Annotated in this window: 20 protein-coding genes and 1 tRNA gene; 6 read left to right on the plus strand and 15 right to left on the minus strand. The window is 73.1% G+C overall.

All coding sequences use genetic code 11. The annotated features are described in order from the left end of the window. Nucleotides 1–28: 28 nt before the first annotated feature. Nucleotides 29–808 carry an SDR family NAD(P)-dependent oxidoreductase gene (locus P8A18_RS05290; RefSeq protein WP_306052168.1) on the minus strand — a complete coding sequence of 260 codons (780 nt, stop codon included), beginning with the start codon at nucleotides 806–808 and terminating at the stop codon, nucleotides 29–31. Next, nucleotides 805–2139 carry an L-fuconate dehydratase gene (locus P8A18_RS05295; RefSeq protein WP_306052170.1) on the minus strand — a complete coding sequence of 445 codons (1335 nt, stop codon included), beginning with the start codon at nucleotides 2137–2139 and terminating at the stop codon, nucleotides 805–807. Before P8A18_RS05295 ends, P8A18_RS05290 begins: the two co-directional genes overlap by 4 nt. Nucleotides 2140–2345: 206 nt before the next feature. On the opposite strand from P8A18_RS05295, the gene P8A18_RS05300 reads away from it, so the two are divergent. Continuing rightward, nucleotides 2346–3485, plus strand: a complete 1140-nt coding sequence (locus P8A18_RS05300) for a PAC2 family protein (protein WP_306052172.1) — start codon at nucleotides 2346–2348, stop codon at nucleotides 3483–3485. Nucleotides 3486–3593: 108 nt separating this feature from the next. Here the strand turns inward: P8A18_RS05300 and P8A18_RS05305 are convergent, their stop codons facing one another. From P8A18_RS05305 to P8A18_RS05325, 5 genes are all read right to left on the minus strand, one after another. After that, entirely contained in the window at nucleotides 3594–6644 is a 3051-nt protein-coding gene (locus P8A18_RS05305) for an NPCBM/NEW2 domain-containing protein (RefSeq protein WP_306052173.1), read from the minus strand. Between the two features lie 124 nt (nucleotides 6645–6768). Next, nucleotides 6769–7998, minus strand: a complete 1230-nt coding sequence (gene mshC, locus P8A18_RS05310; RefSeq protein ID WP_306052175.1) for a cysteine--1-D-myo-inosityl 2-amino-2-deoxy-alpha-D-glucopyranoside ligase — start codon at nucleotides 7996–7998, stop codon at nucleotides 6769–6771. A 138-nt stretch (nucleotides 7999–8136) separates the two neighbouring features. Continuing rightward, nucleotides 8137–8976, minus strand: coding sequence for an Rv2133c family protein (locus P8A18_RS05315; RefSeq protein ID WP_306052177.1), 840 nt, complete (start codon nucleotides 8974–8976; stop codon nucleotides 8137–8139). After that, on the minus strand, nucleotides 8940–9530 hold the full coding sequence (locus tag P8A18_RS05320) for an Rv2134c family protein (protein ID WP_018556125.1): 591 nt from the start codon (nucleotides 9528–9530) through the stop codon (nucleotides 8940–8942). The genes P8A18_RS05315 and P8A18_RS05320 overlap by 37 nt, the downstream gene beginning before the upstream one ends. Nucleotides 9531–9637: 107 nt before the next feature. Further along, complete coding sequence (locus P8A18_RS05325; protein ID WP_306052179.1) at nucleotides 9638–10336, minus strand: histidine phosphatase family protein; 699 nt, start codon at nucleotides 10334–10336, stop codon at nucleotides 9638–9640. Between the two features lie 86 nt (nucleotides 10337–10422). On the opposite strand from P8A18_RS05325, the gene corA reads away from it, so the two are divergent. Then, nucleotides 10423–11418: a magnesium/cobalt transporter CorA gene (gene corA / locus P8A18_RS05330; RefSeq protein ID WP_306052181.1), complete on the plus strand. Its 996-nt coding sequence runs from the start codon at nucleotides 10423–10425 to the stop codon at nucleotides 11416–11418. A 12-nt stretch (nucleotides 11419–11430) separates the two neighbouring features. Here the strand turns inward: corA and P8A18_RS05335 are convergent, their stop codons facing one another. After that, on the minus strand, nucleotides 11431–12219 hold the full coding sequence (locus P8A18_RS05335; RefSeq protein ID WP_306052183.1) for a ferritin family protein: 789 nt from the start codon (nucleotides 12217–12219) through the stop codon (nucleotides 11431–11433). Nucleotides 12220–12569: 350 nt separating this feature from the next. Then, nucleotides 12570–13619, minus strand: a complete 1050-nt coding sequence (locus P8A18_RS05340; RefSeq protein WP_018556121.1) for an LLM class F420-dependent oxidoreductase — start codon at nucleotides 13617–13619, stop codon at nucleotides 12570–12572. Between the two features lie 141 nt (nucleotides 13620–13760). On the opposite strand from P8A18_RS05340, the gene P8A18_RS05345 reads away from it, so the two are divergent. Together P8A18_RS05345 and P8A18_RS05350 are read left to right on the plus strand one after the other, a co-directional pair. Further along, on the plus strand, nucleotides 13761–14744 hold the full coding sequence (locus P8A18_RS05345) for an aldo/keto reductase (RefSeq protein ID WP_306052187.1): 984 nt from the start codon (nucleotides 13761–13763) through the stop codon (nucleotides 14742–14744). Next, entirely contained in the window at nucleotides 14741–16957 is a 2217-nt protein-coding gene (locus tag P8A18_RS05350; RefSeq protein ID WP_306052188.1) for a helix-hairpin-helix domain-containing protein, read from the plus strand. The genes P8A18_RS05345 and P8A18_RS05350 overlap by 4 nt, the downstream gene beginning before the upstream one ends. A 76-nt stretch (nucleotides 16958–17033) precedes the next feature. Here P8A18_RS05350 and P8A18_RS05355 read toward each other — a convergent pair whose 3' ends face one another. Then, nucleotides 17034–17693, minus strand: a complete 660-nt coding sequence (locus P8A18_RS05355; RefSeq protein WP_306052190.1) for a hypothetical protein — start codon at nucleotides 17691–17693, stop codon at nucleotides 17034–17036. Nucleotides 17694–17740: 47 nt separating this feature from the next. On the opposite strand from P8A18_RS05355, the gene P8A18_RS05360 reads away from it, so the two are divergent. Beyond that, nucleotides 17741–17929, plus strand: a complete 189-nt coding sequence (locus P8A18_RS05360; RefSeq protein WP_018103708.1) for a DUF5703 family protein — start codon at nucleotides 17741–17743, stop codon at nucleotides 17927–17929. A 103-nt stretch (nucleotides 17930–18032) separates the two neighbouring features. Here the strand turns inward: P8A18_RS05360 and P8A18_RS05365 are convergent, their stop codons facing one another. The 3 genes from P8A18_RS05365 to P8A18_RS05375 form a co-directional block, all read right to left on the minus strand. Beyond that, nucleotides 18033–18791 carry a chaplin gene (locus P8A18_RS05365; protein WP_306052192.1) on the minus strand — a complete coding sequence of 253 codons (759 nt, stop codon included), beginning with the start codon at nucleotides 18789–18791 and terminating at the stop codon, nucleotides 18033–18035. A 137-nt stretch (nucleotides 18792–18928) separates the two neighbouring features. Further along, entirely contained in the window at nucleotides 18929–19162 is a 234-nt protein-coding gene (gene chpH / locus P8A18_RS05370) for a chaplin ChpH (protein ID WP_306052194.1), read from the minus strand. A gap of 145 nt (nucleotides 19163–19307) precedes the next feature. Then, nucleotides 19308–20642 carry a M20/M25/M40 family metallo-hydrolase gene (locus P8A18_RS05375; RefSeq protein WP_306052196.1) on the minus strand — a complete coding sequence of 445 codons (1335 nt, stop codon included), beginning with the start codon at nucleotides 20640–20642 and terminating at the stop codon, nucleotides 19308–19310. A gap of 183 nt (nucleotides 20643–20825) precedes the next feature. Between P8A18_RS05375 and P8A18_RS05380 the strand changes: the two genes are divergently transcribed. After that, nucleotides 20826–20913, plus strand: a tRNA-Leu gene (locus P8A18_RS05380). A gap of 85 nt (nucleotides 20914–20998) precedes the next feature. Here the strand turns inward: P8A18_RS05380 and P8A18_RS05385 are convergent. After that, nucleotides 20999–22045, minus strand: a complete 1047-nt coding sequence (locus P8A18_RS05385) for a methyltransferase domain-containing protein (protein WP_306052198.1) — start codon at nucleotides 22043–22045, stop codon at nucleotides 20999–21001. 95 nt (nucleotides 22046–22140) lie between these two features. After that, nucleotides 22141–26625 (minus strand): tetratricopeptide repeat protein, encoded by a 4485-nt coding sequence (locus P8A18_RS05390; protein WP_306052200.1) that lies wholly within the window; start codon nucleotides 26623–26625, stop codon nucleotides 22141–22143. Nucleotides 26626–26631: the final 6 nt, after the last annotated feature.

Genomic DNA, 26631 nt, shown 5'->3' on the forward strand with positions numbered 1-26631 from the left:
AGCCCTGACGGCATTGCGGAGGTGCGGTTCAGCTGCCGGCGGGGCGCAGGCGCAGGCCCTGCATCCCGCCGTCGACGGCCAGTGCGGTGCCGGTCACGGAGGCCGCGGCGGGACTGGCGAGGTAGAGGATCGCGGCGGCCACCTCGTCGGCCGAGACCAGCCGGCCCAGCGGCTGCCGGGCGCTGAGGGCGGCGCGTTCGGCGGCCGGGTCGTCGGCCTGGTCCAGCAGCCGGCCGACCCACGGGGTGTCGGCGGTGCCGGGGTTGACGCAGTTGACGCGGACGCCCTCGCGGACGTGGTCGGCGGCCATGGCGAGGGTGAGCGCGAGGACGGCGCCCTTGCTCGCGCTGTACAGGGCGCGCTGGGGCAGCCCGGCGGTGGCGGCGATCGAGCAGGTGTGGGTGACCGACACGGCGCCGGGGCGTCCGGCGGCGGCCCGGCGCAGGTGGGGCAGGGCGTGCCGGGCGGTGCGGACCATGCCGAGGACGTTGATGTCGAGGACCCGGGTCCACTCGGCGTCGTCGTTGTCCTCGACGGTGCCGATGGAGCCGATGCCCGCGTTGGACACGAGGGTGTGCAGGGAGCCCATGGCGGAGACCGCCCGCTCCACGCCGGCGCGCACGGCCGCGTCGTCGCCGAGGTCGGCCTCGATGGCGAGGGCGCCGAGGGGTGTGTGGGAGGTGTCCCGGTCGAGGACGGCGACCTGGGCCCCGCGCTCGACGAGCTGGGCCGTGACGGCGGCCCCGATGCCGGAGGCGCCGCCCGTCACCAGGGCGTTCATCCCCTCGAAGTCGTGTGTGCCGGTCATCGGCCCTCCTCCTTCTCGATGCGGCGGGCCTGCCAGACGGGCCCGTGCGGGTAGCTGTGCGCGGCGATCGACTCGGGGCGCATCCTGGCCGAGAAGCCGGGTGCGGCCGGGGTGGTGTAGCGCCCGTTCTCGATGACGACGGGGTCCACGAAGTGTTCGTGGAGGTGGTCGACGTACTCGATGACCCGGTCCTCCCAGGTGCCGGCGACGGCCACGTAGTCGAACATCGAGAGGTGCTGGACCAGTTCGCACAGTCCGACGCCGCCGGCGTGCGGGCAGACCGGGATGCCGTACTTGGCGGCGAGCAGCAGGATCGCCAGGTTCTCGTTGACGCCGGCGACGCGTGCGGCGTCGATCTGGACGAAGTCGACGGCGCCGGCCTGGAGCAGCTGCTTGAACACGACGCGGTTGGCGACGTGTTCGCCGGTGGCGACCTTGACCGGCTGCCCGGCGCGCACGGCGGCGTGGCCGAGGATGTCGTCGGGGCTGGTCGGCTCCTCGATCCAGTGCGGGTCGTACGGGGCGAGCGCGGTCAGCCACGCGACCGCGTCGGCGACGTCCCAGCGCTGGTTGGCGTCGACCGCGATCCGCACGCCGGGGCCGACGGCCTCGCGGGCGAGCGCCATCCGGCGGACGTCGTCGCCGACCTCGCCGCCGACCTTGAGCTTGATCTGGGTGAAGCCGTCGGCGACGGCCTGCTTGGCGAGCCGGACCAGCTTGTCGTCGGAGTAGCCGAGCCAGCCGGGCGATGTGGTGTACGCGGGGTAGCCCTCGGTCCGCAGGACGGCGGCGCGTTCGGCGCGGCCCGGTTCGGCGGCCCGCAGGATGGCCAGCGCCTCGTCGGGGGTGAGCGCGTCGGTGAGGTAGCGGAAGTCGACCAGGGAGACCAGCTCCTCGGGTGTCATCCCGGCCAGGAACTCCCAGACGGGCAGGCCCGCCTGTCTCGCCGCCAGGTCCCAGGCGGCGTTGATCACCGCGCCGGCCGCCATGTGCATCACGCCCTTCTCGGGCCCGAGCCAGCGGAGTTGGGAGTCGTGCGTGAGGTCGCGGTACAGGGCGCCGAGGTCGGCCGCCGTACGGGGCACCGGGCGGCCGGTGACGTGGGGCCGCAGCGCCTCGATGGCGGCGGCCATCACCTCGTTGCCGCGCCCGATGGTGAAGCAGAAACCATGCCCCTCGGCCGTGGCGCCGCTGTCGTCGGCGTCGGTGCGCAGGACGACGTAGGCGGCCGAGTAGTCGGGGTCCGGATTCATGGCGTCCGAGCCGTCCAGCTGCTCCGAGGTCGGAAAACGGATGTCGTGGACCTCGAAATCCGTGACGGTCTGACTCATGCGCGCCCCCAGGGGAAATAACATCGGACCTCTGTTCCGGTCATCCGATGTATAGCCGCCTCGGAGCCGGTAAGTCCAGAGTCGGGCCCAAATTCACGGCCCACAGCTCGGATGTATCGCACGGGTCGCGCCAAGGGCCTGCTGTGCGGGAGGCCGTAAGCCGTAAGGTTGTTCCGTACGCAAGGGAACTTCGGAAGGAGGCCTGGGTGATCGAGCTCGACGGGGTTCCCGAGCTGATCGACCCGGTCATGGTGGCCGCGTTCGAGGGGTGGAACGACGCAGGTGACGCCGCCTCCACGGCGGTCGCGCACCTGGACAGGGAGTGGAAGGGCGAGGTGTTCGCGGCGCTGGACGCCGAGGACTACTACGACTTCCAGGTCAACCGCCCGACGGTGTGGCTGGACGGCGGGGTACGCAAGATCACCTGGCCGACCACCCGGCTCTCCGTGGTCCGCATCGGCGGGGACAAACCCCGCGATCTGGTGCTGGTCCGGGGCATCGAACCGTCCATGCGCTGGCGCTCGTTCTGCAACGAGATCCTGGGCTTCGCGCATGAGCTGGGCGTCGAGATGGTGGTGGTGCTCGGCGCGCTGCTCGGCGACACCCCGCACACCCGGCCGGTACCGGTCAGCGGCGTCACGTCCGACGCCGATCTGGCGCGCACCATGGACTTGGAGGAGACCAGGTACGAGGGTCCGACGGGCATCGTCGGCATCCTCCAGGAGGCGTGCACGCACGCGGGCGTGCCCGCGGTGAGCCTGTGGGCCGCGGTGCCGCACTATGTGTCGCAGCCGCCCAACCCGAAGGCGACGCTGGCGCTGCTGAACCGTCTGGAGGATCTGCTCGGGCTGCGCATCCCGCTCGGCGAACTGCCGGAGGACGCGCGCGCCTGGCAGGTGGGCGTCGACCAGCTCGCCTCCGAGGACAGCGAGGTGGCCGAGTACGTGCAGACGCTGGAGGAGGCCCGGGACACCGCGGAGCTGCCCGAGGCGAGCGGCGAGGCCATCGCCCGGGAGTTCGAGCGCTATCTCAGGCGCCGCGACCCGGGACCCGGCCCCGGCCAGCCGTCCGGCGGGCACGCCACGGAGAGCGGGGAGGCGACATATCTCCGGGACACGTCGAGCGGCCGCACCAGGCCGCCGAAGCCGGTCCGGCCGGAGACGGGACCCGGACCGGTGAGCGGGCCCGGCACCGGCCGGCCGGGCGGCCCGGGGACCGGCCGGCCCACGCCGGGCGGCCCCGACGAGCGCGCCGCGGACGGCGAGCCGGAGCAGCCGTCCGGCGACGGACCGGACGAGGACACGGACAACGGCCCGGACGGACCGGACGGCCCTTCGCGGGACTGAGCCGGGCGGGACGGTCTCGGCCGGGGCGGGTCCGGGCAGGACCGCTCCGGGCAGCAAGGAGCCGGGCGGGTGCGTGCCCGCCCGGCTCCCCCGCTCCTTCGGCGTCATTCAGGAACAGGTGAAGCGCGCCGCGCCCCAGTCCCCGTGGTCGCCGGTCTTGGAGTCATTGGTGTCGGTGACCTTCAGGCGTACATGCCGCGCGCCGTCGAGCGCCACGTCCACCGGCACGGCGTCCGACGCCCCGGTCACCTTCGGTGAGGTCCACAGCACCTTGCCGTCCGCCTCGACGGAGAACGCCACCTCGCCGTAGCCGTCGATCTCGTCGTCGATGCCGGCGTCCGCGGTGAACGTCGAGCACCGGCCGCCGAGATACACCTCGATGTCGGAGTCGGCGTGGGTGCCGATCCCCTTCTCGTACACCTTCCCGGCCAGCGTGATCGGGTTCCCGTCGGCCGCGCCCGACTCGCCGTTGCTGCGGTCGCGTTCGGCGGGGCCGTATCCGTTCGTCTCGTTCAGCCACTCCATGTCGCTCGCCCAGGTCTCGCCGCTGGGCGGGGCCGGCATGACGGAGACCGCCAGCCGCTGGGCGGCCGTCCGGGACTCGCCCGCCGAGCGGTAGCGCGCCAGGGCGGTGATCCGTGCCTCGCCGATCCGGGCGTCCTTCGCCGGGGTGACCTTCACCTCGACGCGCCGGGTGGTTCCGGCGGGTATCCGCTTCACGGGCGCGGCGGGGGTGGCCTGCCAGCCCTTCGGGACGTCGAGGGCGAGGACCGCGTCCGTCACGTCCGCCTTGCCCGCGGTGACGTCGACGGCGACGGTGCCCGGGGCGCCGGCGCCGGTCTCCTGCCCCTGGGGCGCGGAGACGGTGGCCGTGGCGGCGGCGTCGCGGCCGCCGACCGCGCTGGTGTTCTCCAGCTTCAGGGAGAACTTCTTGCCCGTGGAGAGCGAGGCGGTCTTGATCTTCACCACGCCGCCACGGTCGTCACGGTCGTACCACCAGCCCTGCTTCGCCTTCGCGTACGCGGCGGCCGAGGTGAGCCGGGGCAGCTTGCCCTTGAGCTTGACCGCGCTCGGCTCGGAGCCGGTGTGCACGGTGAACTCGTAGGGGCGGGTGGTCTGCTTGCCGGAGAACTTCCCCTTGCTCGCCCCGATGTCCACCGTCACGTCGCCGGAGCCCCGGGCGGGCGCGCGGACGTCGGCGGTCTGCGTGGCGTACGCGCCGTCGCGGTGCTCGCGGGTCACGCCGTCGTCCTCGTACAGCGTGAACGACGACCGGCCCTGCGGGTAGATGTCCCAGGCGAGCGGGGAGGTGGCGGTGCGGTCCTGGTAGGAGCGGATGCCCGGCCACATCGGCACACTGGCACCGGCCCTGACGAACAGCGGCAGGGTGTCGAGCGGGGCGCTGTAGTCGTCGAGGGTGACGGGGCCCTGGTAGGTGCGCCCGGTCCAGTAGTCGGTCCAGGTGCCCTTCGGCAGGTAGATGCCGTCGCGCTCGGTGCTGTCCTCGTAGACCGGGGCGACGAGGAAGTCCTCGCCGGACATGAACTCGTACTTCGCGGCGTCGGTGGCGGCCTTCGGGTCGTCCGGGTACTCCAGGACGAGGGGCCGGACCATGCCGACACCGGTCTTGGTCGCCTCGTGGGCGTAGGAGTACTGGTAGGGCAGCAGTGACTCCTTGAGCTTGAGGTAGTCGCGGTTGATGCTGGTGTACGGCTCGCCGTAGCGGAAGGGCTGCTTGTCGGCCGCCGCCCAGCCGTCCATGGTCATCGTGGTCCCCAGGAACATCTTCCACTGGAGGTCACGGGTGTACGTCTTGGCGCTGCCGCCGAAGATGCCGTCGACGTCGCCCGTGGTGTAGGCGAGTCCGGACATCGTGGCGCCGGCGTAGGTCGGGATCTGCCAGCGGATGTACTCCCAGGTGCCGTACTGGTCGCCGGACCACTGGACACCGCAGCGCTGGGCGCCCGCCCAGCTCTCGGGGGCGTACGTGAAGCCGCGGGCGTCGCTGTTGTCCTCGATGCCCTGGTAGGCGTCCTTGCAGCCGTCGAGCGCGAACTTGTAGCCGTCGCCGACCCAGGCCACGTCGAGCTTGGCGACGCGCTGGCCCGCCTCGACCTGGTCGGCGAGCTTGTCGATGCCGTCCTCGGTCCACAGCCCGGCCTGCATGCCGCGGTCCTGGAGGCCCTGCGCGGTCTCGGCGAGATTCTCGTAGCCGCAGCCGTAGCCGTCGTTGACGAGCATCCAGCCGTTGGGCATGTCGTTGTCGAGGTAGCCGTCGGCGACCTCCAGCGCGTCCAGGGTGTGCCGCTCGCCCCGGTTGGCGTTGTGCAGGTAGCAGTCGGCGTCACCGATCTCCATGCCGTAGACGGGCGGCAGGAACGGCTTGCCGGTGAGCTGGGTGTACTGGCCGATGACGTCCTTGGCGCTGTCGCCGGCGAAGTAGTAGGCGTCGAAGCGCTGTTCCCGCTCGCTGGTGGTCACCGGGTCGTTGAAGGCGTAGGTGCCGGGCGCGAAGGTGTTGCGGAAGACGCCGTAGCCGGCCGATGAGAGGTAGAACGGCACCGAGTTGGGGTGGCCGCCGTCGTCCCAGTTGTAGTCGACGCCCACCTCGACGGTCTTGCCGCGGTGCGAGGTGTTGCCGCGGCCGTTCTGCATGCCGGCGCCGTAGAACTGCTCGTCGGCCCCGCGCGCCAGGGTCTGCGTGGTCTGCTCGGCGTCCCAGCTCAGCCCCTTCGCCTCGGACCAGACCTGGCTGCCGTCGGCCCGGTACAGGGCGAACCGCAGAGGCGACTTGTAGACACGGAGGGTGACGCTTCGGGTGGAGAGTTCGTAGCGGTCGCCGCGCTCCTTCCAGCGGGTGCGGGGCGCGGAGCCCTGCGGCAGCACGATCGCGTCGCCGGCCGGGTCCTGGAAGGTTCCGTCCGGGGCGAGTTCGATGCGGAAGGTCTCCTCGGACACGAAGCTGACCCGGGCCTTCGCCGGGCCCGCCGTCAGCCGGTACACGGCCCCGTCGGCGGCGAAGCCGGTGAGGTCGCCGACGGTCGTGCCGGTGGGCGCGGCCGGGTCCGCGGCACTGGCGCTGCCCGGTCCTGTGAGTACGGCGAGCAGTCCCAGCAGCGCTGCAACTACCGCCGATCTGATGCGCGTTGATGATTGCATAGAGCGCTTTTAGCGCAGCATCAAGCATTTGACCATGGACAAAACGGAACCGGCCCCGAACTTCATCAAGAAGTTCGGGGCCGGTGAAGTGGGCTGCCGCAACGGAGAGTTACGGACAGGGTGGTTACAGCGCGACGCCGAGCAGCGCGTCGACGGTACGGGAGACGAGGCCGGGCGCACCCTCGTCCGCACCGCCTTCGGCGCTCTGCCGTCCGGCCCAGCGGTCGACGGCGGCCAGCGCTGCCGGGGTGTCCAGGTCGTCGGCGAGGGCCGCGCGGACCTCCTCGACCAGGGCGTCGGCGGACAGCCCGTCGGGGCGGGAGACGGCGGCGCGCCAGCGGGCGAGCCGCGCCACGGCGTCGGCGAGCACCTGGTCGGTCCACTCCCAGTCGGAGCGGTAGTGGTGCGCGAGCAGGGCGAGGCGGATCGCAGCCGGGTCGACGCCGTCACGGCGCAGCGCCGAGACGAAGACCAGGTTGCCCTTGGACTTGGACATCTTCTCGCCGTCCAGGGCGACCATGCCGGCGTGCACGTACGCCTGGGCGAACGGGTGCTCGCCGGTCAGCACCTGGGCGTGCGAGGCACCCATCTCGTGGTGCGGGAAGACGAGGTCGGAGCCGCCTCCCTGGACGTCGAAGCCCATGCCGAGGTGGTCCAGGGCGATGGCCACGCACTCGATGTGCCAGCCGGGCCGGCCGGCTCCGAGCGAGCCGCCGTCCCAGCTCGGCTCGCCCTCGCGGGCCGCCATCCAGAGCATCGGGTCGAGCGGGTTCTTCTTGCCCGGACGTTCCGGGTCACCGCCGCGTTCGGCGGAGAGCAGCCGCATCGCCTCGGCGTCGAGGTGCGAGACCCCGCCGAAGTGCGGGTCGGCGTCTACGGAGAAGTACACGTCCCCGTCGAGGTCGTAGGCGGCGCCCGCGTCGCGGAGCCGTTCGACGAGCGGCACGATGCCGGGTATCGCCTCGACGGCTCCGATGTAGTGCTGCGGCGGGAGCATGCGCAGCGCGGTCATGTCCTCCCGGAACAGGGCCGTCTCGCGCTCGGCGAGTTCGGTCCAGTCCTGCCCGTCGCGCACGGCCCGCTCCAGCAGCGGGTCGTCCACGTCGGTCACGTTCTGGACGTAGTGGACCTGCCGCTTGGTGTCGAGCCACACGCGCTGCACGAGGTCGAACGCGTTGTAGGTCGCCGCATGACCCATATGGGTCGCGTCGTACGGCGTGATGCCGCAGACATAGATGCGGGCGACGGGACCGGGGTCAAGGGTGATCCGTCCGCCGGTCGCGGTGTCGTGGATCCGAAGGTCGCGGCCCTTGCCGGGCAGGGCGGGGACCTCAGAAGCGGGCCAGGCATGCATGCCACGAGCGTAACCGGATGCGGCTTCCGGATACGAACCGGAGGGGCGATCCTGGCCGAAGAGGCACTCTTGTGCCCCGGCCCGTGACGTGCATGCCGGTGCTCCCCGGGCGCGCCCCGGCGGAGCACCGGGGCGCGGTCAGACCGGCGGCCAGGGGATGGAGGGCCACTCGCCGCTCGGTTCCCGGTGCAGCCCGGTGGCCCGCAGGGCGCCCACCCTGGCCCGCAGCGCCTCGATCTCGGCCGCCGTGATGAGTTCGGCCAGCCGGGTGACCAGGGCAGCCCCCGGCTCCAGTTCCGCGGCCAGCCGGTCCAGCATCTCGACGGCCTCGGCGGGCAGCGGCTCGCCCGCCCAGCCCCACAGCAGGGTGCGCAGCTTGTCGTCCGCGTGGAAGGTCACACCGTGGTCGATGCCGTAGAGCCGGCCACCGGGCGCCGGCAGCAGGTGGCCGCCCTTGCGGTCGCCGTTGTTGATCACCGCGTCCAGCACGGCGAGCCGCCGCAGCCGGACGTCGTCCGCGTGCACGAGCAGGGCCGTCCTCCCCTCCGCCACCTCGGCGAACGCCACGGCCTTCCAGCCCTCGCCGGGCTCCTCCTCGTCGATGAGCGCGAGCAGGCCCGGCTCCTCGTCGCCGGGCGGCTCCGCCTCGATCCACAGCTGGCACATGCCCCGGCCGTACGGTCCGTCCCGCAGCACGGTCGGCGGGACCAGGCCCCAGCCGGTCGCCTCGGAGATCTCGTACGCGGCCACCTCGCGCTGGGCGAGGGTGCCGTCGGGGAAGTCCCACAGGGGCTGCTCGCCGGCCACCGGCTTGTAGACGCACGTGGCCTCCTCGCCCTCGTGCGCGACCGAGCAGTACAGCACCGCGTTGGAAGCCCCGCGCACCCGGCCGAGGACGGTCAGCTCTCCCTCGCCGAGCAGGGTGACCGTCTCGGCGTCGGTCAGGCGCCCCGGCGGTATCCGTTCTGGCGCGGGCATACGTGTCCTTCCGGGTCGAGCGGCAGGCTGCACAGGGGGCAGGGCGGGCGGCCCGCGTTGACGACGTCCAGGGCGCGCTTGGCGAAGGCACGGGCCTGGGCGCCGGTGAGCCGGACGCGGAGCATCGGCGGGCCGTTCTCCTCGTCCTGGAGCAGCCGCTCCTCGGCCTCGGCCAGGTCCTCGACGGAGTCGGCGTCCAGCTCGACCAGGGCCTGGGCCTCGACGATCATGCGCTGTTCCTCGCCGTCCCAGGCGAGCGCCATGGTGCCGACCCGGAACTCCTCCTCGACCGGGATGTCGAGGGGCGCGGTGTCGGTGACGTCCATCGGGGCGACGGCGGGCACCGGGGAGTTCCCGCCGGTACGCCGCACCACCTCGTCGAGCAGTTCGTCCACGCGCTCGGCGAGCGCGGCGACTTGGGTCTTCTCCAGGGCCACGCTGGTGACACGTCCGCCTGAGGAAGCCTGCAGGAAGAACGTACGACGTCCAGGCAGCCCGACCGTACCGGCCACGAAACGGTCCGGGGGGTCGTAGAGGAACACCTGACGGGACACGTCCTGTCTCCCTTGAGAATTGACGGCAGATGAGGGTGGGCCGGAGCCTCGGGAAGCGTTCTCCCGCGAAAGCGCCTACGGCGCGTCCACCCTACTGCGCGCGGCGATCACGGCGCCCCAGCGCCGCCCCCTACCGCCGCGTCCTGCGCGGCGCCGGCGTCCGGGCCCGGTTCGCGGGGCGCCAGCGCGGCGAGGTCGCCGGTGTCGCCGAGCCGCAACAGGTAGGGGCGCAGCCGGGTGTAGCGGATCGCGGTGACCGAACACGGGTCGGCGTGGACGCGCTGGAAGAGGTCCAGGTGCATGCCGAGCGCGTCGGCGACCAGGGACTTGATGATGTCGCCGTGCGAGCACATGACGTAGAGGGCGTTCTCGCCGTGCTCGGCCTCGATCCGCGCGTTCCACTCCCGTACCGCGTCGACGGCGCGCGCCTGCATCGTGCGCATCGATTCGCCGCCGGGGAACGCCGCGGCGGAGGGGTGCTGCTGGACCACGGTCATCAGCGGCTCGTCGGTCAGCTCGGCGAGCTTGCGGCCCGACCAGTCGCCGTAGTCGCACTCGCTGATCCGGTCCTCGATGTGCAGCGGCAGCTCCGGGCGGGCCTCCAGCAGGGGGGCCAGCGTCTCGCGGCAGCGCTGGAGGGGGCTGCTGACGGCGGCGGCGAGCGGCAGCTCGGCCAGCCGTCCGGGGAGCGCGGCGGCCTGCTGGGTACCGCGCTCGTCGAGCGCGACACCGGGCGTCCGGCCCGCAAGCACCCCGGACGTGTTGGCGGTGGAGCGTCCGTGGCGTACGAGGATCAGGGTGGGCATGGGCCCCAGCGTACGGGCTGCCGGGTGCTCCCCGACGGGCGCGCGAGGACCCGCCGGACGTGCGTACGGGGGCGGACCAGGGAAGAATGCGCGCCGTGATTGTCGACTGCGCCATCTACCGCGAGGGACGCCGGACCGAAGGCCCCGCCGACTTCTCCGACGCGCTCGCCCAGGCGCGGGCGGCCGGCGACGCGTTCCTCTGGATCGGGCTGTACGAGCCGACGGAGAAGGAGTTCGACCAGGTCAGCACCGAGTTCGGGCTGCACCCGCTGGCCGTCGAGGACGCCCTGTCCGCCCATCAGCGGCCGAAGCTGGAGGTGTACGACGACTCGCTGTTCGCGGTGATCAAACCGGTCCTGTACGACCACGGCGACGACACGGTGACCAGCCACGAGCTGATGGTGTTCATCGGCGACTCGTTCGTCGTGACCGTGCGGCACGGCGAGGGCGCGCCGCTGGCCGCGGTGCGCCGCAGGCTGGAGTCCGAGCCCGAGGTGCTCAAGCACGGGCCGACGGCCGTCCTGTACGCGGTCAGCGACGCGATCGTGGACCACTACATAGATGTGGCGGGCGAGCTCCAGGTCGACCTGGAGGAGCTGGAGACGCAGGTCTTCGCGCCGAGCGGCACCACCGACTCCAAGAACACGGCGGCCCGCATCTACACCTTCAAGCGCCAGGTGCTGGAGTTCCGCCGGGCGACGGTCCCGCTGGTCGCGCCGATGGGCCGGCTGTCGAGCGCCGGGGTGCCGTTCGTCCACGAGCACGCGCGGCCGTTCTTCCGGGACGTCCAGGACCATCTGACGCGTGCCAACGAGCAGGTGGAGGGCCTCGACCGGCTGCTGTCGGACATCCTGTCCGCACACCTCGCGCAGATGGGGGTGCGGCAGAACGACGACATGCGCAAGATCTCCGCGTGGGCGGCGATGGCCGCGGTGCCGACCATGGTCGCGGGGATCTACGGCATGAACTTCGATCACATGCCGGAGCTGCACTGGGTCGTGTCCTACCCGGTGGTGCTGCTGCTCATGGCGGGGGCGGTCTTCGGCCTGTACCGCCAGTTCAAACGGCGCGGCTGGCTCTGAGGGGCCGCGGACTCAGGCGTACTCGGGCGCCGGGGTCGCGGGGCCGCCCAGCGCGTCGCGCCGCTGGGGCGGTGCCAGGCTGACCATGCGCCGCCAGCCGCCCAGGCGCTCGTACGCGTAGGCGGCGCGGATGCCCGTGGCGAGCAGCGCCGCCTTCGCCCGGGACCAGCCGAGGATGCGGCCCATGTGGTCCATCACGGCGAGGCTGACGTCGCGGTAGACGCGGATCTCGGCGAGCGCGCACTCGCGCAGGATGTGCTGGATGGTCCGGCCGTGTCCGGCGCGGGCGAGGCGCAGCAGTTCCTCGTGGCAGTACGCCAGGTGGTTGTCCTCGTCGTTCGAGATCATCCGCACCGCGCGGCCGAGTCCGGGGTGGTCGGCGAAGTACTTGTTCAGCAGCCGCATCTGCTCGGACGCGCGCTGTTCGGTGACCCGGCTGTGGGCCAGGTAGGTGATGATGTCGCGTTCGGTGAGGGGCTCGTCGCGGCTCAGCTGCTCGTGCGCGAGGCCGATGCCGTGCCGCTCCAGGAGCATGGTGTAGTCGGTGTCCGGGGGGACGTCGGCGGGGGTCAGGCCGCGCTTCTTGAGCAGGGCGTTGAAGATCCTGCCGTGCTTGTCCTCGTCGGCGCCGTGCCGGGCGATCTTCGGGGCCAGGGGGCGCTGGCTCAGCGGTACGAGGGCCGCGATGCGCCCGTTCTCCCAGCCGCCCTGGGACTCCCCGCTGGCCGCGATGGAGCAGAACAGCCGGAACGACTCGTCGTTGTCGAGGATCTCCTGGAACAGGTTCCTTGCCGAGAGCATCACTGCCACCTCCGTGCCGGCGTCGCCGAGCGCCAGTCAAATGCGCCCGGCCCCGGCGGGCAACAGGAGCGCCCCGCGACTGCGCCGAACGAGCGCGGTCCGGGTGCCGGGCGACGGACGGCGAACCGTCTTCGTACGACCGGTTCGGCACGCCCGGTTCCGCACGACCGGTTCGGCACGCCCGGTTCCGCACGACCGGCGAACCGTTTGCGCAACGCCCGGCGAACCGTTTTTGCACGGACCCGTAACCCGGCCGGCCCGCCCGCGTTGTTCCGCGTGACGGCCGTGGCGGGGAGACCCCCGAGCCCCCACCACGGCCGTAGTGCCGCCCTCCGCGTGTCCCTCGGTGCTCAGGCGAGCCCGGCGCGCTCCAGGGCCTCCGTGCCGGCCCGCAGCGCGGCGATCCGCTCGTCGAGGGTGAATCCGGCCGGCGCCAGGGTCAGCGTGGTGACGCCCACCTCCGCGTAGGCGCGCATGCGCTCGGCGATGCGCTCCACCGGTCCGAGCAGCGTGGTCTGGTCGATCAGCTGGTGCGGGACCGCGGCGGCCGCTCCGCTCTTGTCGCCGGAGAGGTACTTCTCCTGGATCTCGGCGGCCTCCTTCTCGTACCCCATGCGCTGGGCGAGCCGGTTGTAGAAGTTCTGCTTCGGGCTGCCCATGCCGCCGACGTACAGCGCGGTGTAGGGGCGGAACATGTCGGCGAGGCCGTTGATGTCGTCCCCGACGGCGAGCGGGACGGTCGGGCAGACGTCGAAGCCCTCCATGGTCCTGCCCGCCTTCTCCCGGCCGGCCCGCAGGTGGCGGACCGCGGTCTCCTCCAGGTGCTCGGCGGAGGGGAAGATCAGCAGCGCGCCGTCGGCGATCTCGCCGGTCTGCTCCAGGTTCTTCGGGCCGATCGCGGCGATGTAGAGCGGGATGTGCTCGCGCTGCGGGTGCACGGTCAGCTTGAGCGGCTTGCCCGGCCCGTCCGGCAGCGGGAGCGTCCAGTGACTGCCCTCGTACGACAGCCGCTCGCGGGTCATCGCCTTGCGGACGATGTCGACGTACTCCCGGGTGCGGGCCAGTGGCTTGTCGAACCTGACGCCGTACCAGCCCTCGGAGACCTGCGGGCCGGACACCCCGAGGCCGAGACGGAACCGGCCGCCTGACAGGGAGTCGAGCGTGGCCGCGGTCATCGCCGCCATGGCGGGCTGGCGCGCCGGGATCTGCATGATCGCGGAGCCGACGTCGATGGACTCGGTCTGCGCGGCCACCCAGGCCAGCACGGTGGGCGCGTCGGAGCCGTAGGCCTCGGCCGCCCAGCAGACGTCGTAGCCGAGCCGGTCGGCCTCCTGCGCGACGGCGAGGTTGTCGCCGTCCATCCCCGCGCCCCAGTAACCGAGATTGATGCCGAGCCGCATAGCCGAACCCCTTACTGATCAGTAACGTCCCTGAGCTCCGGACTCTAGCGCGCGGCCGCGCGATCCGGCAGGGGCCATCCCGGGCCCGGTTGTCCACGGGCCCGCGACGCGCGCCGGGCGCGGCCAGTAATCTCGGCGCCCATGGAGCAGAGGCATCTCGGCCGCACCGGCCTACGAGTGTCCCGGATCGGGCTCGGCACCCTCACCTGGGGCCGGGACACCGACGAGCACGACGCTGCCGAGCAGCTGAAGGTGTTCTGGGAGGCGGGCGGCACCCTGGTCGACACCGCCGACGTGTACGGCGGCGGCGAGGCCGAATACCTGCTCGGGAGGCTCATGGAGGGCCTTGTCCCCCGGCACGACCTGGTCATCGCGACCAAGGCGGGCAGCGTCGCCGATCCCTACCGCAGGGTCGACGGCTCGCGCGGTCATCTGCTGGCCGCCCTCGACGCCTCGCTGGACCGGCTCGGCACGGACCACGTGGACCTGTGGCAGCTGCACGCCTTCGATCCGGCGACCCCGCTGGAGGAGACCCTCCAGGCCGTGGACCTGGCGGTGTCGTCGGGGCGGGCCCGCTACGCAGGCGTCTCCGGATTCTGCGGCTGGCAGCTGGCGAAGGCCGCGACCTGGCAGCTCGCCGGGGCCGGGGCGCGGACCCGGCTGGCCAGTACGCAGATGGAGTACTCGCTGCTCCAGCGGGGCGTGGAGCGCGAGGTGCTGCCGGCGGCGCTCGACCTCGGTGTCGGGCTGCTCCCCTCGTCGCCGCTGGGCCGGGGCGTGCTGACGGGGAAGTACCGCACCGGGACACCGGCCGACTCGCGCGGCGCGTCCGAGCTGCTGGCGCCCTTCGTGGAGCCGTATCTCGACGAAGCGGCGAGCCGCGTCGTGGACGCCGTGGCGACTGCGGCCGAGGGACTGGCCACGACGGCGCTCCAGGTGGCCCTCGCCTGGGTCAGGGACCGGCCCGGGGTCGCGGCGCCGATCGTCGGCGCGCGCAACGCGCAGCAGCTGACGGAGGCGTTGTCAGTGGAGGCGCTTAGTCTTCCCTACGAGATCTGCCAGGCGCTCGACGATGTGTCGGCGCCCGTGCACCGCTATCCCGACCAGGACTGGAGCACGCTGTGACTGCGCTTCCCCGGGGGGAATCCCCTGGCCCCCCGGCCACCGACGAGGACGGTGCCGCCGCCGTCCCGGACGAGCCCGCCACCGCTCCCGGGGCGGGCGAGGACGCCGGCGTGGCAGAGGTCGCGGAGGCGGACGCGGACGCGGAGAGTACGGCGGACGAGACTCCCGCGCCCGCCGAGGCCGGCACGGACGAGACTCCCGCGCCCTCCGAGGCCGAGGCCGAGCTCGCCGCCCAGCGCGAGCTGCGCGAGCGGATCGAGAAGCGCAAGGCCGGGAAGGAGGGCCCGATCGACGCCGGCGCGAAGCTGAGCGGCACGGCGGCCGATCTGCTGGCGGCCGTCCGGGCGGTGGAGAGCGGCGCGAAGCCCGCCACCGCCTTCTTCGACTCCCCCGCCCCTGCCCCCGCCCGCCGCGCCGCCCCCGTCCCGCAGCCGGTACGGGACCGGGCGCCCGAGCCCGCCCCCGCGCCCCGGGCCGGCTCGCCCGAGGCCGTCACGGCGGCGGCCTCCGTGCTGTCCGCGGGCGGCGCCCCCGCCGCCCTGGCGGAGCCCGCGGCGGCCCTGCTCGGGGACCGGGCCGCCGAGGTCCTGCGCGAGGACCCCTGGCAGCTGCTCGCACTGCCCGGCGTCGGGCCCGAGCAGGCCGACGGCTTCGCCCGGAAGGTGCTCGGCGCGGGCTGCGGCCCCGACGACGAACGGCGCACGGCCGCCCTGACCGGCTGGCTGCTGGAGCGCGCCGCTCTCCAGGGCCACACCGCGCTGGACGCGGACCAGGTCCGCACGGCCCTGGCAGGCCGAGGCGTGAGCGACGCCGACGCCGCCGTTCAGCACGCGATCGCGGAGGGCGTGGTGCTGGTCTTCCAGGACGGCCCCGAGGGCGAGGAGCCCGCCGAGGAGACCGGTGGGACGGCCGGCGACGAGGCGTCCGGCGAGCCGGCCGAGCCGGTGCGGGTGCTCCTGGGGCTCGACCGGTACGCACTGGCCGAGGAGAGCCTCGCCGACGGACTGGCCCGGCTGGTCAACGCCTGCGAGAAGGACGCGGACTGGTCGCGGGCGGCCTCCTCCGCGCCCTCCCCCTCGGCCGCCGAGCTGATCCGCGCGGCCGGTGCGCACGGCCTCGTCGCGCACACGGGCGGCGAGGCGGCGCGGGCCGAGGCCGCCGCGCTGATCGCCGCCGCACGCGGCCTCAGCCTGCGGGCCCTGGGCGCCGCGCACAGCGTGGACGGCAGGCAGCGGCTGGCGGCGCGGACCGGCGCCCCGGACGCGGCGGTCACGCTCTCCGGGCTGCTGTCGGGCGCCGAGGGACCCGGCCGGGACGAGGAGGGGGCGCTCGCCGTCGACCTGCTCGTCGTGCTGGACGCGCCCCAGCTGGACGTCGAGACCGGCGCGATGCTGGTGGAGTCCCTGGCCGACGGCGCCCGGCTGGTGCTCAGCGGCGACCCCGGGGTGCTCGGCTCGGCCGGTGCGGGACAGGTCTTCGCCGATGTGCTGGCCGCCCGCGCCTGTCCCCGGATCGTCTCCCGCACCCCGGACGCCGGACCGATCGGCGAGCTGGTCTCGGGCATCGGCGTCGGCGAGCTGCATCAGGTGGAGGCCCCGGGCAAGGAGGTCGTCATCGTCCCGGTGCGGGACGCGGGCGAGGCGGTGCACCGCACGGTGCAGCTGGTCGCGGACTCGGTGCCGCGCGCCATCGGGGTGCCGTCGGGCGACACCCAGGTCATCACGGTCGGCCACGGCGGCTCGGCGGGCACCCGGGCGTTGAACGAGGCGCTCAAGCAGCGTCTCAACCCCGGCCCCGGGCGGTTCGGCGGCTTCGACCCGGGCGACCGGGTCGCCCACGTCCCGGCCCCGGGGCGGACCGTGCCCGGCGTGGTCGTCTCGGCGGACGCCGACGGCCTGCACCTGGACTGCGCGGGGACCCCGGTCGTCGTACCGCAGGAGCGGGTGGCGGCCTCGGTGCGCCACGCGTGGGCGCTCAGCGCCCATCAGGCGGCCGGGATGCGGTGGCCCGCTGTGGTCGTCGTACTGCCGGGGGACGCGGCGCGCGGGCTGAGCCGGGCGTGGGTCTACACCGCGTTCGGCCGGGGCGAGCGGCATCTGTCCGTGGTCCACGGCGTCGACCAGGCCCTGCCGCGGGCGGTGGCCGAGGCCCCCGCCCAGGAGCGCACCACACGGCTGCGCACGCTGCTGGAGGGCTCACCGCAGGAGCGGTGAGCCCAGTGAGACCCATGAGGGCCCTGCGGGCGCACCAGGCGTCCACAGGGCCCTCGGGGCCGGTTCCGGCCCGCGGTCAGACGGTGTTGTACGCCGGTCCGTCCGGTGCCTCGTCGGGGTCGTCCTCGTCGAACACGGCGCTGACGTCGAAGCGGCAGACCACGAGCTGCGGGTCGGCGTCGTCGAAGGGGGCGTCGAGCCACTCCCCCGGCTCCGGCAGTTCCTCGGCCGCCGCGACCCAGAGCGTGGAGTCGCCCTCCTCCAGGCCGAACTCCTCGTGCCGGGAGGCGATCTCGTCCGCCTCGTACTCGCCGAAGATCACCCCCAGGGCCGCGTGGACGCTGCCGCCGACCACCGCCGCGCCGCTGCCCTCCCGGACGTCCGGGTCGGCGTCGGCGAGGTGCTGTGCCTGGGCGAGCAGCCGCTGCGGCTCCACCACCGCGTAGTCACGGCGGATCAGCACGCTGAGCGCGTGCGGCTCCTCGGGGCCGTTGTAGGGCGGCAGGGAGTCCTGCGCGCCCGGGATCTCGAAGGGAGTGACCTCGTCGTGACGGTCGTAGAGGAGTTCGTCGTAGGCCTCGGCCGCGGCGGCCAGTGCGTTGAACGCGTCGTAGACAGCTGGGTCATCGTCCCCCGACCGGCGTTCGACCGCCTGGAGGTGGTGGTCGATCGCGGCCTTGACCGCATCGGCGGCGGCGCGTACCTCGGCAGCGGTGGGCTGCGCAGCATCAGACATGGGGCAGACGCTATCCGTACCGGGGCTCTGCCCGCACAATAGATTCGATGCCGGAATACGAATTTGTCGACGTGTACGTGCCGCGCGGGGTGTCCCGGAAGGACACGGCCCGCCTGTTGACCGACCATGCCGAGTACGGGCACTGGGAGCTGGACCGTCTGACGCTGCGCCGGGACGGCAGCCGCCGCGTGCGGCTGCGCCGCCGGATCATCCGCCAGCTGCGGGCCACCTGGTGACGGCACCCGTGGACTCGCAGGCCGTCCGGACACAGTGAACGGGCCCCGCTGCCGCGGGGCCCGTTCACTCACTTCATGGTGCTCGCCGCTGCGGGCGCTGCCGTCAGGCGGCGGCCTTGGCGCGGCGGTAGAGCACCGTGCCCGCGCCCGCGAGGAGCAGGCCGGCACTGGCCGGGATGAGCAGGTCGAGCCCGCCCGCTCCGGTGTGGGCGAGCTGCGGGGTGTCCTCGGGCACGGTCTGCGGCTCGGGCGCATTGGGGACGGTGGGCGGCGCCGGCGGAGTCACATGGCGGACCGGCGGCTCCGGAACGTCGACCGGCGGCGTGCTCTCGTTCTCGCACGTGTTGCCCATGGCGGGGTTCAGCAGGCCGATGACATCGATGCTGTTGCCGCAGGCGTTCACGGGAATGTCGATGGGCGCCTGGACCAGGTTGCCCGAGAGCAGACCGGGTGATCCCTGCGTGTACCCCTGGGCGGTGGCTCCGCCCCCGTCGTCGCCGCGGGTGCCCCGGTGCTTCCCGGCGCCCGCCTGGCCGTGCTCGTTCGAGGCGTGGCCGTCGCCGGCGTGGCTGCCGGACGTGCCCGCGGTGGAGCCGTGGGAGCCGGCGGACGCGCCGCCCGAACCGTTGGCGCAGGCGTTGCCCGCGGTCGGGTTGAGCAGGCCGACGACGTCGACCGTGTTGCCGCACACGTTGACCGGCACGTTGACCGGAATCTGTACCGAATTCCCTGAAAGCACCCCCGGGGAATTCGACGCGGCGCCGGCCGCTCCCGCGTCGGCGTGCGCGTAGCCACCGCTGAGGGCGAGAACGCCGCCCGCGGCCGCCATGGTGATCAGGCCTTTACGCGTGACCTGTCGCATAGGTGTTTCCTGCCTTCTACCTTCCGGAGTACCCCCGGACTCGACTGTGCGGAGGCAAAGGACCCGACGGCCCCGAGGCGCATGGAGTGCGCTCCGGGGCCGAGCGGGCTCAAACCCTTACGGGTTGACGCGCAACGTCAGTTGTTGACGCAGACGTTGCCGAAGGCGGGGTTCAGCAGACCGATGACGTCGATCGTGTTGCCGCACACGTTCACGGGGACGTGGACGGGAACCTGGACGACGTTGCCCGAGAGCACGCCGGGGCTGCCGATGGCGGCACCCTGGGCGCCCGAGTCGGCGACGGCCATGCCGGCACCCGCGAGCACCAGACCACCGGTGACAGCCGCAGCGGCGACGATCTTCTTGATCATTATTCCTCCTAGTTGGCAAACGCGGTCCCAGCCGCGGACCGCATCACCTGTAACGAGGAGGAAGTAGCGGGGCTACGAGTAGAACGCTCCATTCACTCGTTCCGGTTATATGCGCACATCCTGTCGATTTACGCCGTGACGCGTGTCAGCTCTCGTCGATGAAACGGTCCAGGACACGCGCGCCGAATTTCAGGCCCTCGACCGGAACCCGCTCGTCCACGCCGTGGAACATGCCCGCGAAGTCCAGCTCCGGCGGCAGCTTCAGCGGGGCGAATCCGAAGCAGCGGATGCCCAGATCGTCGAACGACTTGGCGTCCGTACCGCCGGAGAGCATGTACGGGACCGCGCGGGCGATCGGGTCCTCCGCCTTGAGCGCCGTCTGCATGGCGTCCACCAGCGAGCCGTCGAAGTCCGTCTCCAGCGCCTTGTCCCCGTGCACGTCCTCGCGCCGGACCCGCGGGCCGAGGATGCGGTCGAGGTCGGCCAGGAACTCCTCCTCGTACCCCGGCAGGAAGCGGCCGTCGACGTGGGCGGTGGCCTGTCCGGGGATGACGTTCACCTTGTAGCCGGCGCCCAGCATGGTGGGGGCCGCGGAGTTGCGCAGGGTGGCGCCGACCATCTTGGCGATGCCGCCCAGCTTGGCGAGCGTGGCCTCCATGTCCTCCGGGTCCAGCGGGGTGCCGAGCGCGTCCGACAGCTCGTCCAGGAAGGAGCGCACCGTCTTGGTCACCCGCACCGGCCAGGTGTGCCGGCCGAGCCGTCCGACCGCCTCGCACAGCTCGGTGATCGCGTTGTCGTCGTTGGTCATGGAGCCGTGGCCCGCCGTGCCGTCCACGGTCAGGCGCATCCAGTGCATGCCCTTCTGGGCCGTCTCCACGAGGTAGAGCCGCAGGTTCTCGTTGACCGTGAACGAGAAGCCGCCGACCTCGCCGATGGCCTCGCTGACTCCGTCGAACAGGTCCGGGTGCTTGTCCACGAGGTACCGGGCCCCGTACGTGCCGCCCGCCTCCTCGTCCGCGAGGAAGGCCAGCACGATGTCGCGCGGGGGCTTGCGGCCGCTGCGCATGCGCTCGCGCACGACCGCCAGGGTCATCGCGTCCATGTCCTTCATGTCGACCGCGCCCCGGCCCCACACGCAGTCGTCCGCGATCTCGCCGGAGAAGGGGTGGTGCGTCCAGTCGTCGGCGTTCGCCGGGACGACGTCGGTGTGGCCGTGGATCAGCAGCGCCGGCCGGGACGGGTCCTCGCCCTCGATCCGCGCCACGGTGGAGGCCCGGCCCTTGTGGGACTCGAAGATCTTCGGTTCGAGCCCGACCTCCGCGAGCTTCTCCGCCACGTACTCGGCGGCCGCCCGCTCCCCCGGCCCGGAGTGGTCCCCGTAGTTGCTGGTGTCGATCCGGATCAGGTCACGACAGAGATCCACCACCTCGTTCTCGGCGGTCTCACCCGAACCGGTCCGGGCCGCATTGGTCTCGCTCACGCTGATTCCCTCCACTGTCGCTGTGGTGCTCCCTCTCATCCTCCCGCGCGCCGCCCGCACACCCAAGGGGGCCCGCGTCCCGTCATGCGCCCTTCACATGGACCCGGGCGTGATCGAGCACCCTCCAATGTTTGCTATGGTTTTCCACGTCGGAACGGGCCGGGCCCGCGAGACAGACACCTTGTCCGGGTGGCGGAATGGCAGACGCGCTAGCTTGAGGTGCTAGTGCCCTTTATCGGGCGTGGGGGTTCAAGTCCCCCCTCGGACACCACGGTCGACCGACCAAATAGAGCCGGTCAGAGCGACGCTTCGTCGCTTTGACCGGCTCTGTCGTGCGTGCCGCCGTGAACCGGCGGTCACCCGGGGACGGCTTCGGCGTCCGCGACGACGACGTACAGCGTCACCGAGGCGAAGAACGGCCCGGTGGCGAGACGGTCGAGCCACTTCCGCGCCGCCGGGGCGGGCAGGTAGCCCGCAGACACCGCGCGCTCGGTGTTGCGCTGGATGCCGAGGACCCGGTCCGCGGCGCGGACATCACGGAAGACCGAGGTGACCGGGACGACGGCCGGCACGGCGAATCCCGCGTCCAGCGCGAGCCGGGTCAGCTGACGGCCGATGACCCCGTTGCGTACGACCTTGTCCGTCACATGGCGGGTGTAGGCGCGCGAGACCTCGACGTCGGGGTAGTCGATGGCCAGCGAGTCCCAGTCGGGTTCGCCCATGACGAGCCTGCCGCCCGGCCGCAGCACCCGCCGGGCCTCCGCGAGCACCTGGGCCGGGTCCGCCACGTGCTGGAGCACCCGGTCGGTCCGGGCGCGGTCGATGCCGTCGTCCTCGATCGGGAGCGCGTGGATGTCGCCCGGTTCGACACCGACCACCGGCAGATTCTCCGTACGCTCTCGTGCCCGCCCGACCATCTCCCGGCTGGAGTCGATGCCGATCACCCTGCCCGACGGGCCGACCGCCTCGGCGAGGGTGCCGAGATCCGTCCCCGGTCCGCAGCCCAGATCGAGTGCCCTCTCGCCGGGCCGGACATCCAGCGCGTCGAGCATCACGCTCTTGTAGGAACGGGCCGCTTCCGTCGCGGCCAGTTGGTCCAGGTACCCGACGGCGTCGGGGACAGCGCTCTCGAACACGCGGCCGGACAGACGGGCCATGGAGTGCGCCTCCCGCTCCAGCAGCCCCCGCCCCCCGGGCGTGAGGCGGAACGGGCGTTGACGGCCTTTCTCCTCCAGGGGCTCCACCAGCCGCTTCGCCTCAAGACGGGCCAGGGCTCCGTAGAGGCTCCCGGGCCCGAGGCGGTGACCGGATACCTGCTCGATGGCCGCGTTGATGGCGTACCCGTGCAACGGCCCGTCGGCCAGTGCGCACAGCACGAGCATCTGGGCGTCGTTGGTGCGCATGGCTTCTCCAGGTGTGACCGGGCTCCGGAACGGGCTCCCCGATGCTACACGGCGCGTAGTACGTGTCACGTAGCAATCCGGGCCGGTGCGGGGGCTCACGAACCGTGGGGCCGGGCCGCCGCACCGCCCTCCCGTGTGCGGCCGGCCAGGCCGGACCAGAACGCGGCCTCCTCGTGCGCGCCCTCCGCATCCGCCACCTCGGCCAGCAGCGCGAGCAGGGCCGGCGGGAGCGGGTGCGGTGCGGGAGCCGCGGGCGGGGCGGGGCGCGCGGGCCGGGCGGGGCGGGGCAGAGCGAGCGTCGGGCGGTCGGTGCCGGGCGCGGGCGGGTCCGGGGTGTCCTCGTCCGGGGCCCGGTCCTCCGCGTCCCCGGCCGGGTCCTCCTCGGCCCCGGCCGCGTCCTCCTCGGCCGCCGCCAGGGGCGCGTAGATCTCCAGGGCCCGCTCCCGCTGCCCGGCGCTCATCAGCAGTTCCGCGTAGGTCTCGCGCGCGGAGGTCTCGGTGTCGATGTCGCCGTCGGCGCATTCGATGGCCTGCTCCAGCCAGGGGTACGCGTCCTCCGGCCGGTTGTCCGCCGCCAGCACCAGGCCCAGCAGCAGGAGGGCCTGCGGCCGGTGCCCGATGTCGTCGGAGCGGGCCAGCGGCAGCAGGACCTCCTCGGCCTCGGGGAGCAGGCCCAGCCGGAAGAGCGTGCTGCCGAGGTAGCGCCGGGCGAGGGGTTCGACCTCCGGGTCGCCCGCGGCGAGGGCGTCGGTCAGCAGCTCACGGGCCCGGTCCAGGTCGTTGACCGAGCGGCGGACCACGCCGAGGAGCGCGCCGATCCGGGGGGCGGTGGCGGGTCCTGCCAGCTCCAGTGCCGCTTCGAGCAGTTCGCCGGCCGTCTGGACCTCACCGATCTCCAGGAGGTATTCACCGGCGCCGAGGTAGGCCCCGACGATGGCCTCCTCGTCGCCCGAGTCCTCCACCCGGACCAGGAGGTCCTGCGCGGCCTCCGGGTCCCGGTGCAGCAGCCGTACCGCGAGCCAGGCGCGGGCCACCTCGGTGACCTGGGAGGGCTCCCCGTCGACCACCGTGCGGATCAGGGCCTCGGCCGCCTCGTCCTCGCCGTCCGCGGCCAGGCACTTGGCGAGGTGGAAGCGGGCGAACTGGGAGGCGGCCCCGACGTCCGCGTCGGCCGCGGCCCGCAGCTGTTCCCGGCCCTCCGCCTCCCGGTCGTTGCCGATGTGGACCACGCCGAGCACGCCGCGCGCCCACGCCTCGGCGTTCGGGTCGCCCGCCTCGGCCACCACCAGCAGCAGGCGCTCGGCCTGCTCGAAGTCGCCGTGGTCGGCGAGCAGGACCGCGAGGTCCATGCGGGCGATCAGCGACCACTGGGCGTGCCCGGAGTCGATGGCGTGCCGGTAGGCGCGCTCGGCCTCCGCGAAGCGGCCCTCGCGGACGAAGAGGTCGCCGAGCAGGTCGGCGGCGCGCGGGGCCTGGTTCGGGTGGCCGGAGTCGACAACGGTGGTGAGCAGGTCGGCGGCGGCCTCCGCACCGCCGTTGCGGGCCGCCTGGATGAACGCCAGCTCGATCCGGACCGCCGGGGCCCAGTCGCGGTGTCCGGAGGCGACGGCGAGGCCGTACGCCTGCTCGGCGTCCTCGATGCGGTCCTCCCGGACGAGGATGTCACCGAGGGCGGCGGCGGCGAGCGGGGACAGGAAGGGGTGGCCGGAGTCGATGACAGCCGTCAGCAGCTCAGCCGGCCGTTCCGTGCCTTCGCCGCTGCCGGCGAGGACCAGGGCGAGTTCGACCTTGGCCATGCCGCCCCACTCCGGGTGGCCGGTCGCGATGGCCCGCTCGAACCACTCCTCGGCGGCGGGCAGGTCGCCCTCGTTGGCGTACCACTCGGCGAGGCCGCAGACCGCGCGCGGGCCCTGGGCGGGGTGCCCGGAATCGGCCGCCTCGCGCAGCAGGTCCATGCCCTGCTCGATCAGCCCGCGCGGCCGCAGCGAGACGGCCAGCAGGATCTTGGCGTACGGGATGAGCAGGGGGTTGCCCGAGCCGATCAGCGTGCGCAGGACCTGCTCCGCCTCCTCGTGGCGGCCGCGGACGATCAGCAGCTCGCCCAGGCCCATCTGGGCCAGCGGCACCGCGTGGAAGCGGCCGCCGGCCAGGGCCGAGCGCAGCAGTTCCTCGGCGCGGTCGACATCGCCCTGGCTGAGCAGCATGGAGCCCAGGTTGGCCTGGGCGACCGAGGTGACCTGGCCCGCCATGGATTCGCCGACCGCCCGGGACAGGGACCAGGGCTGCTCGGACGGTTCGGCCCGGCCGACGGTGGTGGTGCTCGCGCGCACCGTGGACTTGCCCAGGCCGCTGCCGGGCCGGTGTCCGGTACGCGCCCCTGCCGCGTCGCCGTCCGCCCCGCTGAGCACGCTGACCAGACGGGCCTGGGCCAGCGGGGCCGCCTCGGTGTCGCCGGCCGCCACGATCGCTTCGAGCATCCGTTCCGCGCGCTCGTACTCGCCGTCCGCGAAGAGCAGGGTGGCCAGGCCCACCTGGGCGACCTGGGAGAGCTGGGGATCGCGGGCCGCCACCGCGCTTTCGAGGAGCCGACGGGAGCGGGTGCGGTCGCCGTACATCATGAGCAGGTCGGCGAGCACGGCCTGGGCGAGCGGGACCACGCTGTCCACGCGGGAGTCGGCGGCGCGCTCCAGGAGCCGGGCCGCTCCCGTGAAGTCCGCCAGGTAGAGGTACATCTCGCCGAGCATCAGCGAGGCCCAGGCCGCGGTGTCGCGGTCGTCGCCGCCGTCGGCGATCCCCAGCAGCAGCCGCTCGGCCGTCACGGCCTCACCCCGGACGAGCGCGGTGTAGGCGCTGGGCAGGAGGGCCGCGGCCGGGCGGCGGTCGGCGAGGTACTTCCAGGCGAACCACGGGACCGGGGCCGACGGGTCGTCGTCGCGGCTGTCCAGGTACTCCGAGAGGTACGGGGTGCCGGCGTATCCGTCGGAGCCGGGCGCGCGGTGGACGAGGGCGATGGTGCCCGCCACCGGTTCGCGGGCCCAGGCCAGGGCCGTGCGGTAGGCGGTGTCGTCGGCGTCGAGCGCCGGGTGGTGCTCGACCATGTAGGCGGCGAACAGCTCGCGCAGCACGCCGGCGGGGACCGGATCGCTGACGCCCATGCGCATCCAGTCGGCCGCCGCCCGTGCCAGGGCCCAGCCGGCCGGGCAGCTCTCGGCCCCGTCGGTGAAGCGCTGTTCCAGGCTGGGGGCGGCGACCATGAGTTCGCCGATGCCCCGGGCGGTGAAGTCCTCGCCGGGGTACAGGTCCCGGGCCGCCTCGGCGTCCCGCGGCCCCAGCAGCGAGGGCAGTTCGACGGTGCTCGCCTTGCTCAGAACGGTGCGGGCAATGCGGCCGACGTCGTTCTCCATGCCGATGAGCGCGGCCCGCTGCTTGGCGGGGATGGTCGCCACGATCGTGACGGCGGGTTCCCTTCCGGCGAGCCGGTCCAGGATCTGGAGGTCGAGGCCGCCCGGGTGGAGGTAGCGGTGCAGGTCGTCCAGCCAGAGCACCACGGGGTCGGAGCCGGTGGGCAGGTTCAGCCGGCTGAGGTCGTCCAGGGTGCGGCGGGCCGGGTCGCCGGGGCGCGGCACGACCAGCCGGGCGTCCGGCACGGCACGCCGCAGCGCCTCGTACAGGGTGCGGGACTTGCCGGCCTTGGAGCGCCCTGCCAGCAGCACGAACCTGCGGCTCGCAAGGAGTTCGGCGAGCCGTTCGTCCTGCGGGCTGCGGTGCACGTAGGGGGCTCGGGCCGGTCCTTCGCGGTCGGGGTCGCTGTACTTGGAGCGGCAGACGCCGATGTCGTACGGGTCGACCTCGTCGACCCGGGGGATGCCGCCGTCGTCGGCGAGCGGCGTCCACAGCAGGTTCTCCAGCCGGTCGCGCGCCTCGGACGACGTCATGTCACGTACGAGGGGGCCGAGTTCGGGCCAGTAGCGGACCAGGGCCTCGACCTTGATGGCGTAGGCGGTGCGCCGGTCGACGGAGGTCACCGAGTCGCGGGCGACGAGCATGCCGACGACGCCCTGGCTGTTGACGTCCCAGACCGGGCCGCCCGAGAACCCCTTCTCCAGGCCCCAGCCGGTCTGCGCTCCCGCCTCCACCTGGATCCACTCGCTGCCGGCGTGGCCGATGATCTCGCCGCGCACCGGGACGCCCCGGCGCTTGTGCTCCTCGGGGTAGCCGTAGGCGCGGAAGCGGTGGTCCCAGGTGCCGGGGTCGGTGGCCCGCAGCGGGGCGGGGACGGCCTCGGGGGGCGCCGGCGCGGCGAGTTCGAGTACGGCGACGTCGCCCGTGCCGTCCCCGGTGTCCGGGTGCCAGCCGCCGGGCACCACGGTGGCGGGCAGCGGGTCGTGCGGGGCGGCGTACTGGAACCGTACGAACACCGGTCGTCCGGGCGGCTCGGGCGCGCGGGCGGGTCCCACGACATGGGCGCAGGTCAGCACGTGGCGCGGGGTGACGAGCAGTCCCGCGCCCACCGGGTCGCCGTGCTCGGTCCTGCGGACGCCGACCAGCCAGGGCGGGCGCTCCCAGTCGGGGGCGGACACCGGGCG

It is taken from the genome of Streptomyces sp. Mut1, from assembly GCF_030719295.1.
In the GTDB taxonomy this organism is placed as follows: domain Bacteria; phylum Actinomycetota; class Actinomycetes; order Streptomycetales; family Streptomycetaceae; genus Streptomyces; species Streptomyces castrisilvae.